Below are 14,301 nucleotides of genomic sequence, written 5' to 3'. Positions count from 1 at the left end.
CGCCCGACGGCCTCAAACGATTTGCAGCGAGCCCCGACCGATGACCATCGACCTCACCCGCCGCACCCTGCTTCAACTCGCCGGGGCCAGCTCGCTCGCGATGGCCGCGGCGGCTGCCGCGCGCGCCGAGGGCGTTCCGCAGGGCGGCGGGCCGACCTATGCCAGCCGCACGCCGATGCGGGTCGGCATGGTGACGCTGCGAGTGAGGAATCTCGGCAAGGTCGCCGACTATTACCGCGACGTGATCGGCCTCACCGTGATGGGGCGTTCGGCGACTGCCGCGAAACTCGGCACGGCCGGTATCGCGTTGCTGGCGCTGGAGGCCCGTCCCGACGCTGCGATCGAGCCGCGAAACGCCGCCGGCCTCTATCACACCGCGTTCCTGATGCCGACGCGCAAGGACCTCGCGCGCTGGCTGGTCCACGCCGCCTCGCACCGCGTGCCGCTGTCGGGCTTTGCCGATCATCTCGTCAGCGAGTCCGTCTATCTCGACGACCCCGAAGGCAACGGCATCGAAGTCTATGCCGACCGCGATCCCTCGCAATGGCAGTGGAGCGAGGGCAGCGTGAAGATGGCGACCGACGAGCTCGACATCCCAGATTTGTTGTCGCTGACCAACACGCGCGTCAGCGATTACGCCAGGGCGCCGGACGGACTACGCGTCGGCCACATGCATTTGCGTGTCGGCGATCTCGCGCAGGCGCAGAAGTTTTACCACGGCGCTGTCGGCCTCGACCCGACCCGCAGCCGCAACGGCGCCGCCTTCCTGTCGTCGGGGCGCTATCATCACCATCTCGGCATGAACGTCTGGCAGAGTCAGGGCGCCGGCCAGCGCGACGATGCCGCGACAGGGCTCGCCTGGTTCTCGCTGGTGACTGAGAAGCGGGACATCCTCGCCGCGCAGGAGGAGCGCCTGCGCGAGGGCGGCGCGCAGATGGCGCAGCTGCCTGACGGCGTCGAGGCGGTCGATCCCTGGGGCACGCGGGTGCGGCTGCTCAAGGTGTAAGCGGCCCGCGCGTTCGCTTGCTGGCAATAGGAGCCCATGGTAGCACGCCATGGATCGCGCGCCTGCCCGACCGAACTCGGCTCCCCCGGACTTCATTCCCGACATGACAGAATTTCGCGGCGTCTTTCCCTATCTCGTCTCGCCCGTCGATGCTGACGGCACCGTGCGTACCAACGTGCTTGCAGCGCTCTGCGACGATCTGATCGGCGCCGGCGTGCACGGGCTGACGCCGCTCGGTTCGACCGGCGAGTTCGCCTATCTCAATGCCGCGCAGCGCCTGGCCGTGGTGCGGACCACGATCGAGGCTGCGAAGGGGCGGGTACCCGTGGTGGCGGGCGTTGCGTCGACCTCGACGGCGGATGCGGTGGCGCAGGCACAGGCCTGCCAGAAGCTCGGTGCCGACGGCATTCTGGCGATCCTGGAGGCCTACTTCCCGCTCAATGATGCCCAGATCGAATCCTATTTCCGCAGCATCGCGGATGCCGTGGACATTCCCGTCGTCCTCTACACCAATCCCCAATTCCAGCGCTCGGATCTGACCCTCGACGTCATCGCGCGCCTCGCCGAGCATCCGCGCATCGGCTACATCAAGGACGCCTCGACCAACACCGGGCGGCTGCTTTCGATCATGAATCGCTGCGGCGATTCCTTGCGCGTGTTCTCGGCCTCTGCCCATATCCCGGCCGCGGTGATGCTGATCGGCGGCCTTGGCTGGATGGCGGGACCGGCCTGCATCATCCCGCGCCAGAGCGTTAAGCTCTATGATCTCTGCCAGGCCGGCCGCTGGGACGAGGCCATGGCGCTCCAGCGCAAGCTGTGGCGCATCAACGAGGCCTTCGCCCGCTTCAACCTCGCGGCCTGCATCAAGGCCGGCCTCGCGATCCAGGGCTATGACGTCGGCGATCCCGTTCCGCCGCAGGCCGCGTTGACGGCCGATGCGCGCAAGGTGGTGGAAGCTGCGCTCAAAGAGCTCGGCTAAGCGCTCTTATTATGCCGAAAGCGCGGCATTTCCGCCCAAAACCGCGGCTGGTCTCGCCTGTCTCGATCCGCTAAAAGGCGCCCGCACTTTGAGGCTTAGAGGACCTAAGGAATGAACATTCTTCCCGGCAGTTTGCGTTTCGGAGCGGGTCGGCCCGTCAAGCGTTTGGAAGACCAGCGGCTGCTCACCGGGAAGGGGCAATTCATCGACGACATGCCGGAGGACGGCGCGCTGTGGTTGCACGTGCTGCGCTCGCCGCATGCGCACGCGAAGATCGTCTCGATCGACACCAGCGCAGCGGCATCGATGCCCGGCGTCACCGCGATCTATACCGGAGCCGACCTGATCAAGGACGACGTCGGCAGCATCCCGACGCTGAGCATCTTCAAGCGCCCCGACGGCAAGCCGATGACGGTGCCGCCGCGCCGGTTGCTCGCTCATGAGGTCGTGCGTTACACCGGCGAAGCGGTGGCTGCGGTGGTGGCTTCGTCGCGCGCAGAGGCCCAGAGCGCGGCCGAAGTGATCGTGGTCGAGTACGACGTGCAGCCCGCGGTGGTCGATCCGGTCGAGGCCGTGAAGCCCGGTGCGCCGGTGGTATGGCCGGAGGCGCCCGACAACATCGTCGGCGCGATGAGCTATGGCGATGCCGCCAAGGTGGACGAGGCCTTCGCCAAGGCCGCGCATACCGTCGAGCTCGATCTCGTCAGCCAGCGCCTTGTGCCCTCGGCCATGGAGCCGCGCTCGACCATCGCCGAGATCGACAAGAAGACCGGCCGGCTCCTCCTGCATGTGCAGTCGCAGACCCCGGCCTCGACCCGCGATGTGCTGGCGGAAGCCGTATTGAAGCGTCCCAAGGACAGCGTGCGCGTGCTGGTCGGCGACATCGGCGGCGGCTTTGGGCAGAAGACCAATCTCTATCCGGAAGACGGCATCGTCGCCTATGTCGCGACCAAGCTGAACAAGAAGATCCGCTGGCGCGGCGATCGCACCGACGAGTTCGTCGGCGGCACCCATGGCCGCGATCTCACCTCGACCGCATCCTTTGCTCTGGACGAGAAGGGCAAGGTGCTGGCCTATCGCGTCACCTCGATCGGCTGCACCGGCGCGTACTCCTCGGGCGCGGCCAACATCATTCCGCTGGTGCTCGGGCCGTTCGTGCAGACCGGCGTCTACGATTTGCCGCTGGTGCATTTCGAGATCAAGTCGGTGATGACCCACACCGCACCGGTCGGCGCCTACCGCGGCGCGGGCCGCCCCGAGGCGGTCTTCATCGTCGAGCGTCTGTTCGACGCCGCTGCACGCAAGATCGGCATGGATCCGCGCGCGATCCGCAAGGCGAACTACATCAAGCCGGCGCAGCTGCCCTACACGAATGCCGCGGGGCAGGTGTACGATTCCGGCGCCTTCGCACACATGCTCGACCGTGCGGTGACGCTCGCCGACTGGGACGGTTTTGCCGCGCGCAAGAAGGCGGCGAAGAAGAAGGGCCTGCTCTACGGCCGCGGGCTCACCTCCTACATCGAATGGACCGGCGGTCGCGCCCACACCGAGAAGGTCAGCCTGCACGCCACCTCGCAGGGCCGCGTCATCTTGCATTCCGGCACCATGGCGATGGGGCAGGGGCTGCAGACCACCTACACCCAGATGATCTCCGACACGCTCGGCATCCCCATGGACAAGATCGACGTCGTCCAAGGTGACACCGATCTCGCCATGGGTTTCGGCAGCGTCGGTTCGCGCTCGTTGTTCGTCGGCGGTACCGCGGTCGCGGTCTCCTCGAACGATCTGATCCAGAAGGCGCGCGAGAAGGCGGCGAATGTGCTGGAGACCTCGGTCGAGGACATCGAATATCAGGGCGGCATGCTCACCGTGGTCGGCACCGATCGCCGCATCAGCCTGTTCGACATCGCCGAGAAGGAGGCTGGCGCCAAGCTCAGCGTCGATTCCGAGGGCGAGGTTGATGGTCCCAGTTGGCCGAACGGCACGCATATCTGCGAGGTCGAGATCGATCCGGAGACTGGCGTATCAAAGGTCGTGCGCTACACCACCGTCGACGACGTCGGCGTCGCCGTGAACCCGATGCTGGTGACGGGGCAGATCCATGGCGGCGTCGCGCAGGGCATCGGCCAGGCGCTGTACGAGGGCGTGTCCTACGATGCCGACGGTCAGCTTCTGACGGCAAGCTACCAGGACTACTGCATCCCGCGCGCCGACGATGTGCCGCCCATTGTCGTGACGCTGGACGATTCCGCGCCTTGCCGCACCAATCCGTTGGGTGCCAAGGGCTGCGGTGAATCCGGTGCCATCGGTGGGCCGCCCTGCGTCACCAACGGCGTGATGGATGCGCTCGCCGAGCTCGGTATCAGCCAGCTGAATACGCCGCTGACGCCGCAGAAGATCTGGAAGGCGATCAGGGACGCGAAGGTGGCGGGCTAAGCGCGCTTGTCCGGGACGACGGCGGAACGTGTGGCGCCGTCCCCCTCAGATCCCCAGCATCATCTTCGCAATGATATCGCGCTGGATCTCCGACGTGCCGCCGAAGATCGTGTAGGCGCGGCCGTTGAGATATTCCGGCACGACCGTCAGCATGTCCTCAGGCAGCGCCGGCTCGTGGTTGAGCTTGTAGAGCGGGCGCATCGGCTCGACCGCGAGTGCGTCGTGGCCGATGACGTCGACCCCTAACCGCGTCACGGCCTGCCGGATCTCGCTGTTGCGCAGCTTCAGGATCGACGACACCGCGCCGGGATTTTGCCCTGTCTGCAGCGCCGAGAGCACGCGCAGCTCGGTCATTTCAAGCGCGTCGATGTCGACCTCGACCTCGGAGATGCGCGCGGCGATATCGGGGCTGTCGATGGCGCGTCCCGTCAGATCGGACTCCGCGAGTTCGGTGATCGCTCGGAGTCCCTCGCGCAGCTTGGCTGACGCGATGCCGGAGCCACGTTCGAACTCGAGCAGATATTTGCCGTAGGTCCAGCCCTTGCCTTCGTCGCCGACGCGGTTGGCCACGGGCACGCGCACGTCGTCGAAGAAGACCTGGTTGACCTCGTGGTCGCCGCCGATGGTGAGGATCGGGCGCGTGGTGATGCCCGGCGTCGCCATGTCGATCAGGATGAAGCTGATGCCGTCCTGCTGCCGCGGTCCGTCGCTGGTGCGCACAAGCGCGAACATGCGGTTGGCGTGATGGGCGTGCGTGGTCCAGATCTTGGTGCCGTTGATGATGTAGTCGTCGCCGTCGCGCACCGCGCGGGTCTTCAGCGAGGAGAGGTCGGAGCCGGACCCCGGCTCGGAATAGCCCTGGCACCAATAATCCTCGCCAGAGAGAATCCGCGGCAGATAGAAATTCTTCTGCTCCGGCGAGCCGAAACCGATGATGACGGGGCCGACCATCTTCACGCCCATCACGTTCACATTGGGCACGCCGGCCCGCGCGCATTCGCTCTCGAAGATCCAGCGCTGCGCCGGCGTCCAGTCGGGGCCGCCATGATCGACCGGCCAGCCCGGAGCGCCCCAGCCGCGGCCGTGCAAGGCGCGCTGCCAGGCCATGCCGATGTCGGGATCGGAGAACACCGACGGCGTCAGCGCAGTGGCGCGCTTCATATCCTCGGTGAGATTCTTGGCGATGAAGCTCCGCACCTCGCTCTGGAAGGCGCGCTCCTCGGCATTGAACGAGAGGTCCATGATGCGCTCCTTGTGTCAGGCAGCTTTGATGGTGCGGTCAAGCTGGGCGTGGCGGGCATAATGGTGCGCGGTGCCGCCGAACAGTGTCTCGAAGGCGACCAGCCGCTTGAAATAGGCGCCGACCTCGAGCTCCTCGGTAACGCCCATGCCGCCGTGAAGCTGGATCGACTGCTCGCCGACGAAGCGGGCGCATTTGCCGATCTTCGCCTTCGCAGCCGAAGCTGTGCGAGCACGTTCCATCGGCGCGCTGTCGGCCTTCAGCGCGGCACGCAGCGCCATCGAACGGGCTTCGTCGACCTGGATCGCCATGTCGGCGAGGCGGTGGCGGATCACCTGGTTGGCGGAGAGCGGCCGGCCGAATTGCTTTCGGATCCTGGTGTACTCGAGCGTGGTATCGAGCAGCGTCTGCATGATGCCGACGGCTTCCGCCCCGAGCGCAGCCATGGCGCGATCGACCGCCCATTCGATTGCCGGCAGCGCGTCCTTTCCGTCACCGAGCAGGGCATCTGCCGGCAGCTGCACGTCGGCGAGTTCGATGTTGCAAGCCCGCCCGCCGCCGAGGCGCGGATAATCCGAGATCGACAACCCTTGGGCCGTTGCCGACACCAGAAACAGGCCGATCCGCCCCGACGGTCCCTGATGGTCGTGCAGATGCGCGGAGACGATGATCTCGTCAGCGGCATGGCCATCGAGCACGGCGACCTTGCTGCCGGAAAGACGCCAGCCTTGCGCCGTCTTGGTCGCTGACGTCGCGACCTTGGCGAGATCGAACCGCGCTGCACGCTCGGAATGCGCGAACGCAACCTTCAATGATCCGTCGGCAATTTCGGGCAGGCTCGCCTGCTTCTGCGCCGTGCTGCCGCATCGCTCGATCAGCGCTGCGCCCAGCACGACCGTCGCGACATACGGCTCGGACACCAACCCGCGCCCAAACGCTTCCATCAGGATGCCGATCTCAACCGGCCCGCCGCCGAGGCCGTCGAACTCCTCCGGAATCGGCAGCGCCAGCCAGCCGAGATCCGCAAACTGCTTCCACACATCAGGGCTGAAGCCGAGTGGATCATTGGCGGTCTTGCGGCGGTGGTCGGCATCGTAGCTCTCGGCCACGAAGCGCTCCGCGCTTTCGCGCAGCAGCCGTTGCTCGTCGGTGAGATTGAGATCCATGGCGTTTACTCCGCGGCCGCCGGCTTGCGCACGGAAGGATGCAGTCCGGATGGATCGACCACCATGCCGAACTCCTGAAGATTGTGGGCGTGACAGAGCTGATGCAGGGCGAAGGCCTGGTCGATCGCTGCGGGCTGGCCCATCACGTCGACGGAGCGGTTCACGGCTTCCTTGGTCAGCTTCAGCGCGAAGGACGGCTTTGCTGCGATTCGGCGTGCCAGCTCCAGCACGCGCGATGACAGCTCCGCACGCGGTACGACCCTGTTGACCATGCCGAGCTGATGCGCCTCCTGCGCGCTCCAGCTGTCGGCAGTGAACAGGAATTCCTTGGCCTTGCGGGGGCCGAGTTCCCAGGGATGCACGAACCATTCGACGCCGCAGACGCCCATCGTCACGACCGGGTCACAGAACTGCGCATCGTCGCTGGCGACGATGAGGTCGCAGGCCCAGGCCAGCATCAAGCCGCCGGCGATGCACTTGCCGTGCACTTCCGCAATCATGGGCTTGGCGAGGTTGCGCCAGCGCCGCGTGATCTGGAGATATATTTCCTGCTCACGCGCGAAGCGGCCGTGGGCGTTCGCCTCGGCAAAGCCGCCCCAATTTCCTACCGGCGGAAAATCTGTGCCTGCGGCGTTCTTGCCGCCAGGGCGCAAATCGTGGCCGGACGAGAAATGCGGCCCGTTGCCGGCGAGGATGATGACCTTGACCGCGTCGTCCTGCACCGCCGCGTCGAAGGCGGCGTTGAGGTCGTAGGTCATTTGCAGGTTTTGCGCGTTGCGCGCGTCGGGCCGGTTCATGACTATTCTGGCAATCGCCGGCTCCGGCCGCTCCACGAGGATGGTCTCGAACGAGGACATGGCGCGTTCCCCTGCTGCTTTTCGTCTTGTTTGCTTCGAGTTGACTATGTCGCGTGGTGCTAGGCAAGGGGCTTGCGTCAGCCGGCTGCTTTTCGCGCCGTCCGGTCGGGATATCTGGCGCCGTGTGCGCGCAATCTGGTAGCTTGCCCCCGATTCCACCGGGAGAAATTTGATGCGCAAGATCCTGACCGTGCTGGCGGCGCTGGCCTCGCTCAGCCTCACCAATTGCGGCTACAACGCGATCCAGAGCCAGGACGAGCAGATCAAGGCCAACTGGTCCGAGGTGGTGAACCAGTATCAACGCCGCGCCGATCTCGTGCCCAACCTCGTCAACTCGGTGAAGGGCTTTGCGCAGCAGGAAAAGGACGTATTGCTCGGCGTCACCAATGCCCGCGCCAAGGTCGGCAGCATCCAGGCGACGCCCGAGGTGCTCAACGATCCCGCCGCCTTCCAGAAATTCCAGGCCGCCCAGGGCGAGCTCTCCAGCGCGCTGTCGCGGCTCCTTGTCGTTACCGAAAATTATCCGCAGCTCAAGTCTGACGCGCTGTTCAAGGATCTGATGTCGCAGCTGGAGGGGACCGAGAACCGCATCACGGTCGCGCGCAACCGCTACATCAAGTCGGTGCAGGAGTACAACGTCACCATCCGCTCGTTCCCGAGCAACCTCACCGCGATGATGTTCGGCTACAAGGCGAAGGCGAACTTCACGGTCGAGAACGAGAAGGAGATCTCGACCGCGCCGAAGGTCGATTTCAACGCCGCGCCCGCGCCGTCAAAGTAATCGCGCCGTTTTACGCATGGGCTTCACCGCACCCACCGCTGTCATCCCCCGCGAAAGCGGGGGATCAAGAACGCCGAGGCCTTTCGGTGTTCCGCTGGCGCCTCTGGAATACCGGATAGCCCGGTCGAGGCGGGCGATGACAGCGAATATGTGGTGGCGTGCTGCCCTCATTGTTGCGCTTGTATTCACGTTCGTCGTCCACGCCTTGGCCGACGTCGCGGTGCCGCAGCTCACCGGCCGCGTGGTCGACCGGACCGGCACGCTGTCGAGCAGCGACATCGCTGCGCTCTCGCAGGAGCTCGGCGATTTCGAGACGCGCAAGGGCAGCCAGATCGCGGTGCTGATCGTGCCGACGACGGACCCGGAAACGATCGAGCAGTTCTCGATCCGTGTGGCTGAAGCCTGGAAGATCGGCCGCAAGAAGGTCGACGACGGCGCGATCCTGGTCGTTGCCAAGAACGACCGGCACTTGCGCATCGAGGTCGGCTACGGCCTCGAAGGCGCACTCACCGACGTCACCTCGCGGAGGATCATCGACGAGGTCATCACGCCGAAATTCAGAGAGGGTGATTTCGCCGGCGGCATCTCGGCCGGCGCCGAGCGGATGATGCGCGTCATCGACGGCGAGCCGCTGCCGGCTCCCTCACGCACCGTGAATTTTGCCAATCTGGACGACATCGGGCCGCTCGCCCCGGTCGTCCTGTTCGCCTCCTTCGTGGTCGGAGGATTCTTGCGTGCGTTGCTGGGGCGGCTGCTCGGCTCGGTCGCAACCGGTAGCGTGATTGGCTTCGTCGCATTGCTCATCCTCGGATCCGGCGCGTTGGCATTGCTCGCCGGGATCATCGGCTTCGTGCTGTCCTTCATCGCCGATCTGTTTCCGGCATCGACGGGGTCGTCGCGCGGCGGGTCATGGTCGAGCGGCTCCTCGTCTGGCGGCTGGAGCAGCGGATCGTCATCTAGCGGCGGCTTCAGCGGGGGCGGCGGCAGCTTTGGCGGCGGCGGCGCCTCGGGGAGCTGGTAATCATGGGCATCAGGCGTATCACCAGGCATCTCCTCCAGCACCATTGGCGCGCGAAGCAGGCGTTTCCTCAGGAGGTGCTCGATCGCATCGAGCAGGCGATCAAGCAAAGCGAAGCCACGCATTCCGGCCAGGTCCGCTTCGTCGTGGAAGGCGCGCTCGACGGCCGTCCGCTGTTCCGCAATCAGCACGCTCGTGCGCGCGCGCTCGACGTGTTCTCGCATTTGCGGATCTGGGATACCGCGCACAACAACGGCGTGCTGATCTACCTGCTGCTCGCAGATCGCGACGTCGAGATCGTCGCCGACCGCGGCATCGATGCGAAGGTCGGTGCTGCCGGCTGGGAGGCGATCTGCCGCGCGATGGAGGTCGAATTCAGCGCCGGCCGGTTCGAGCCCGGCGTCATCGACGGCATCGCGGCTGTGTCGCGCGAGCTGGCAAAACATTTCCCGCCGGGCCGCGGGCATCCGAACGAGCTGCCGGACAAGCCGGTGGTGATATGAGCCCCCGCGCCGGGCCGACGCCGTGGGGGCACTGCGCCTCTAGTCATCCAGCTTGTTCAAATCCCGCACCGACTGCATGATCGGCTCGAAGTTCGAGCGTGCGTCCAGCGCGTCGAACAATTGCGCGGTGTCTTCCAGCAGGCCGTGCGACCGCGCAATCGCTGTGCGTACGTCCTCCTGCGGCGTGTCGGACAGCCTTCCATGCCCCGACAGCAGGATCTTCGCGTTCAGTCCCTTGATGCGTTCCAGTGACTGGATGTAGTCGGCGATGCTGCCGGAGCCGAACACGCCGCCCATGACGCCGCCCGGCATCAAGGTGTCGGCCGCGAACAGCAGGCCCTTGTCCTGGTCGAACAGCGTGATGCAAGCCGAGGTGTGGCCCGGCGTGTACATCACGTTGAAGCGGAAATTGCCGAGGTCGATCAGATTGCCTTCCTCGAGCCAGATGTCGATGTTGATCGGCACGTTCGGCTCGTTGAACATTTTTCGCAGCATCGAGAAATCGTCGCGCAGCATGATCTTGTTGGCGGCGAGCCGATGGGCGGCCACATAGGTGCGGCGCTCGTTGAAGTGCCAAGCCGCGCCGATGTGGTCGAGATGCTCGTGGCTCAGCACCACCATGTCGATCTTCTCGGGCGGGCATCCGGCGAAGTTCAGGCACTCCACCATCGCCGGATAGTTCGAGGACAAGCCGACATCGATCAGGATGGTGCGCGCCGAGCCGCGCACCAGATAGGCGTTGGCGGCGCGGTTGGAGAAGCGGATCTGATAGACGTCATCGGCGGCCTGGATCAGCGAGCAGGTGTCGTTCTTCATCAGGATCGGGAAAGCCGTCGGCTTGCGCTCGCTCATGATTGCGCTGCCCGGTAGGTGACGGCGTTGGACGCGCGCAGGCGCTTCGACAGCGCGTCCATCACCATCAGCGCAAACGCCGGCTGCTGGCTGACGAGATAGACGAAGCGCGCGTGGTTGATCCGCATCACGCGCGTGTCTGGGGCCGAGGCGATCGCGGTCGCCGAACGGGCCGAGCCGTCGATCACGGCCATCTCGCCGAAGAACTCGCCTCTGCCGAGCTTGATGATGCTGATCTTGCGCCCGCCGTCGATCTTGGCGATCTCGACCTCGCCGTCGAGCACGACGAACAGCTCGCGGCCGGTCGAGCCCTCCTCGAAGATGACGTCATCGACACCAAACGCGTTGATGCATTTCTCGATCGCCATGGTACCCCCTGAGGGCCTCCCGGAGCCCTTCTGGCTGACGGGACGGCCCATGTTAACCGGGGAACAATGGCGGGCAAACAAACCCTTCGGCTAAGACGCGTGGTCTACCGCAGGGCAGCATCGGCTGACAATTTGTTGCACGCCGCCATGCCGGTTCCACTTTCCCGACCCAATTCGGCCTCGGACGAGTTCCTAAAATTTCGGTAAGCGGGTCCCGAGGTAAGGAATTCGCAAGCAATGAAAGTTACCAAAAGGTCAACCTAGACTGGAGTATTTGAGCCGTGAGCGAATCCATGCCCGAACTGGCCGGCCAAGACACTGCCGCCGACGCAGTCGCAGCAACCGCGCCGCAGGCCGTCGAGGCTGCTGCCGGCATCGAGGCCCCTTCGATTGCTCCCGACCATGAGGCGCCACCGAAAGCAGACGCTCCGAAGGTCGAACCGCCAAAGATCGAGGCTTCAAGGATCGAGGTGCCCAGGATCAGCGCCGCACCGTTGGCCGAAACCAAGCCCGAACCGAAGCCCGGCAAGCTCATCGTGATGGCGCCCTCGGAGCGGTCCTGGGACCGCGAAGAGTTTGCCCCGCATGTGAAGGCCGACGAAGTGCGGGACACCGAGAGCAAGCGCCGCATGTCGGCGATGGCCGCGGTGGTGGCAATCGCGGCCTGCGTCGGCGCCATCAGCGGCGCGCTCGCGACCGCCGGCATGATGCACTTCGCCAGCCCGGCGCCCTCGCAGGTCGCCGATACCAGCGCGCTGGACGCGTCCGTTGCCCGGATCGATTCCGACATCGTCGCGCTCAAGGCCAATGTCGAGCACACGTCGAAGAACGGCCTCAGCCAGATCAACCGGACCAACGACCGTCTCGAGAAGCTCGAGAAGGCGCAGGCCGAACCGATGGCCAAGATCGCAAAGCTGTCCGAGGCTGTTGAGAAGCTCCGCGCCACGCCGCCCGCAACTCCCGCTCAAGCGGCAGCCGCCATGTCCGCGAAGGAAACCACCGGCACGATCGCAGCACCGGCCCCGACCCAGGTCGCGACGGCCGCTGCCGCGCCGGCACCTGCGCCCGCCCCCAAGACCGAAGTCGGCCGCCTGCCGACGATCGACGGCTGGAGGCTTCGCGACGTCGCGAATGGCGGCGCGCTGATCGAGGGCCGGGGCGGCCTTTACGAAGTCTATGCGGGCGATCCCATCCCCGGCGTCGGCCGTGTCGATGCGATCCGCCGTCAGGACGGCCGCTGGGTCGTCGTCACTCCAAGGGGCCTGATCGTCGCGCGCTAGGCGGTCGATATCCGACTTTCGAAAGGGCGCTTCACCACCGCGTGAAGCGCCTTTTGACTTGAATAGGCCGTCGTCAGCGGTGTTAGTGGAGGCATGAGCCGCGCGCTGCGAATTCTCCTGACTGCGATTCCATTGTTGGGCGGCGTCATGTCGCTCTCGGCAGCAGAGAACGCGCCGCTCGTGCGCGGCACCGCGATCACCGATCCCGATCTGCTGCGCAAGCTCGACCGGAGCGATGCTCTTTCGATCTCGCGGCTGCTGCAGCCGGAGCGCAACGCGAATGCCCCCCTGACGAATGATGTGCTGTTCGCGTCGCTGCCGCAACTCGAGGACATCCTGCCGGCGATCGATGCGGAGTTCGATCGCTACGTCGCGCGGCACAAACGGGCTTGGCCCAGCGAGACCATCGGCGTCGGCGAGGGTTTCGACGTCCAGCTGTTCGATAGGGCCAGTCTTAATTCTGCCAACACGCGTTTCGTGCTGGCAGGCATCGTCAACCGCATGGATCGCGCCTACGTGTCGGAAGAGTCCTGCGGCGAGATCCGGCTGATCTATCGTCTCGCGCGGTTCGACACCAGCGACACTGCGACGCGCCTGCCGATGACGTTCAACCTGGTGATGAAGGCGCGCGATGCGCGCCAGACCGACGCGAACGGCAAGCCCGTCACCTGCGCAGAGGTCGCGCGGCGCTGGCTCGATAATGGCGACTGGCAGGCTCTGATCGGTAGCCGCTCCGCGCCTTATGACGCAATGATCGACCGCATCGAAACCAACATCCAGATATCGATCGCGCCGAAGTCGGCGCTGCACGATTTCCGCTCCGACTATCTCCTCAAGGTGTTCAAATACGACGCCGCCACGAAAACGTTCGTGGAATCGACGCTGGAGAACCAGATCGACCGCGACCGCATCCTTGCCGATGAAGCGCTCAGGCGCGACTTCAAGGCCTGGCTGCTGACGCCCGCGAATTTTCGCGCGTTCGATCGTGGCACGGTGTTGATCCCGGAGAAGTATCTCGCCAAGGCTGCGGTGGCGCCGACACCTGCAGGCCTGGACGCCTCGACGTTGCAGCCGGAGTTCGGGATGATGCAAGGGGATGGCAAAGGCGAACCCGTCTTTACCGACGAGGATGTCGTCGGCGCGCTGAACCATGCGGCGGCGCGCGGCATCACCATGGAGAACATTCGCTCGGTCGCGGGCTTCCAACGTCGCCTCAACGACGTCACCTGCGCCGGCTGCCACCAGACCCGCGGCATCGGCGGCTTTCATTTCCCGGGCGTGGACTGGCTGACGGAGAACGCGTCGAATTCTACCATCGTGCCGGCCTCGCCGCACTTCTTTGGCGACCAGCCCCGCCGCCGTGACATCCTGACCGCCTTTGCCGCCGGCAAACGCCCTGATTTCTCACGTGGATTCGCCAGCCGGCCGCAAACCCGCGGCAGCCGTGAACTCGCCGGCACCGAGTATCAGGACGGCTGGGGCGCCCATTGTTCCCTGCAAAACGCGGGATCGGGAACGGCCGATAAGAGTTTTACGTCATGGACCTGTGCCAAGGGTCTCACCTGTCAGGCTGCGGCGGCTTCGAGCCGCATTGGCATGTGCTTCATCAAGACGCGGTAGGCCCGCCCCAACCGATTTTGGATGATCCATGACGGACACCAGCGACGCCAACAAGGAGCGCAATCGCGAGATCGCGCAGAATGAGGAAGCCAGGCAAGTGGCCGGGAGCATCCGCGTCAGCACCTCCGCTATCGCGGTCGTCGTCCTTGTCGGCGGCATCCTGTTCACGCTCGGCTGGCTGGCGCTGAGGTAGCC

At 65.4% G+C, this 14,301-nt stretch carries 14 protein-coding genes; 9 read left to right on the top strand and 5 right to left on the bottom strand.

The window, feature by feature from the left end:
- The first annotated feature begins 40 nt into the window (after nt 1-40).
- The 3 genes from XH90_RS28890 to XH90_RS28880 all read left to right on the top strand — a co-directional run bounded on the left by XH90_RS28890 (nt 41) and on the right by XH90_RS28880 (nt 4,421).
- Entirely contained in the window at nt 41-1,006 is a 966-nt protein-coding gene (locus XH90_RS28890; RefSeq protein ID WP_194477668.1) for a VOC family protein, read from the top strand.
- A gap of 103 nt (nt 1,007-1,109) precedes the next feature.
- Nucleotides 1,110-1,985: a dihydrodipicolinate synthase family protein gene (locus XH90_RS28885; protein WP_194477667.1), complete on the top strand. Its 876-nt coding sequence runs from the start codon at nt 1,110-1,112 to the stop codon at nt 1,983-1,985.
- A gap of 111 nt (nt 1,986-2,096) precedes the next feature.
- Nucleotides 2,097-4,421 (top strand): xanthine dehydrogenase family protein molybdopterin-binding subunit, encoded by a 2,325-nt coding sequence (locus XH90_RS28880; RefSeq protein WP_194477666.1) that lies wholly within the window; start codon nt 2,097-2,099, stop codon nt 4,419-4,421.
- Between the two features lie 45 nt (nt 4,422-4,466).
- Here XH90_RS28880 and XH90_RS28875 read toward each other — a convergent pair whose 3' ends face one another.
- From XH90_RS28875 to XH90_RS28865, 3 genes are read right to left on the bottom strand one after another with little or no spacing between them, the layout of a single operon-like run.
- Nucleotides 4,467-5,663 carry an acyl-CoA dehydrogenase family protein gene (locus tag XH90_RS28875; RefSeq protein ID WP_194477665.1) on the bottom strand — a complete coding sequence of 399 codons (1,197 nt, stop codon included), beginning with the start codon at nt 5,661-5,663 and terminating at the stop codon, nt 4,467-4,469.
- Nucleotides 5,664-5,678: 15 nt separating this feature from the next.
- The gene (locus XH90_RS28870) at nt 5,679-6,827 is read right to left on the bottom strand and encodes an acyl-CoA dehydrogenase family protein (protein WP_194477664.1); all 1,149 of its coding nucleotides are present in this window, start codon (nt 6,825-6,827) and stop codon (nt 5,679-5,681) included.
- A gap of 5 nt (nt 6,828-6,832) precedes the next feature.
- On the bottom strand, nt 6,833-7,684 hold the full coding sequence (locus tag XH90_RS28865; RefSeq protein ID WP_194477663.1) for an enoyl-CoA hydratase: 852 nt from the start codon (nt 7,682-7,684) through the stop codon (nt 6,833-6,835).
- Between the two features lie 172 nt (nt 7,685-7,856).
- On the opposite strand from XH90_RS28865, the gene XH90_RS28860 reads away from it, so the two are divergent.
- From XH90_RS28860 to XH90_RS28850, 3 genes are all read left to right on the top strand, one after another.
- Entirely contained in the window at nt 7,857-8,465 is a 609-nt protein-coding gene (locus XH90_RS28860; RefSeq protein ID WP_194477662.1) for a LemA family protein, read from the top strand.
- 136 nt (nt 8,466-8,601) lie between these two features.
- Nucleotides 8,602-9,486: a YgcG family protein gene (locus XH90_RS28855; RefSeq protein ID WP_194477661.1), complete on the top strand. Its 885-nt coding sequence runs from the start codon at nt 8,602-8,604 to the stop codon at nt 9,484-9,486.
- 2 nt (nt 9,487-9,488) lie between these two features.
- Entirely contained in the window at nt 9,489-9,986 is a 498-nt protein-coding gene (locus XH90_RS28850) for a TPM domain-containing protein (protein WP_194477660.1), read from the top strand.
- 39 nt (nt 9,987-10,025) lie between these two features.
- Here the strand turns inward: XH90_RS28850 and XH90_RS28845 are convergent, their stop codons facing one another.
- Nucleotides 10,026-10,838, bottom strand: coding sequence for an MBL fold metallo-hydrolase (locus XH90_RS28845; protein ID WP_194477659.1), 813 nt, complete (start codon nt 10,836-10,838; stop codon nt 10,026-10,028).
- Nucleotides 10,835-11,206 carry a Crp/Fnr family transcriptional regulator gene (locus XH90_RS28840; RefSeq protein WP_194477658.1) on the bottom strand — a complete coding sequence of 124 codons (372 nt, stop codon included), beginning with the start codon at nt 11,204-11,206 and terminating at the stop codon, nt 10,835-10,837. Before XH90_RS28840 ends, XH90_RS28845 begins: the two co-directional genes overlap by 4 nt.
- Before the next feature lie 293 nt (nt 11,207-11,499).
- Here XH90_RS28840 and XH90_RS28835 point away from each other — a divergent pair, with 293 nt between their 5' ends.
- The 3 genes from XH90_RS28835 (at nt 11,500) to XH90_RS28825 (ending at nt 14,299) form a co-directional block, all read left to right on the top strand.
- A complete protein-coding gene (locus tag XH90_RS28835; RefSeq protein WP_194482849.1) occupies nt 11,500-12,486 on the top strand; it encodes a hypothetical protein in 987 nt (328 codons plus the stop codon).
- Nucleotides 12,487-12,579: 93 nt separating this feature from the next.
- Nucleotides 12,580-14,106: a hypothetical protein gene (locus XH90_RS28830; RefSeq protein WP_194477657.1), complete on the top strand. Its 1,527-nt coding sequence runs from the start codon at nt 12,580-12,582 to the stop codon at nt 14,104-14,106.
- 28 nt (nt 14,107-14,134) lie between these two features.
- The gene (locus XH90_RS28825; RefSeq protein ID WP_194477656.1) at nt 14,135-14,299 is read left to right on the top strand and encodes a hypothetical protein; all 165 of its coding nucleotides are present in this window, start codon (nt 14,135-14,137) and stop codon (nt 14,297-14,299) included.
- The last annotated feature ends 2 nt before the right edge of the window (nt 14,300-14,301 follow it).

The sequence above is a fragment of the Bradyrhizobium sp. CCBAU 53338 genome, assembly GCF_015291665.1.
Taxonomy (GTDB): Bacteria; Pseudomonadota; Alphaproteobacteria; order Rhizobiales; family Xanthobacteraceae; genus Bradyrhizobium.
The sequence above is the reverse complement of the archived record's forward strand: the minus strand, read 5'-3'. Positions and strand labels throughout refer to the sequence as shown.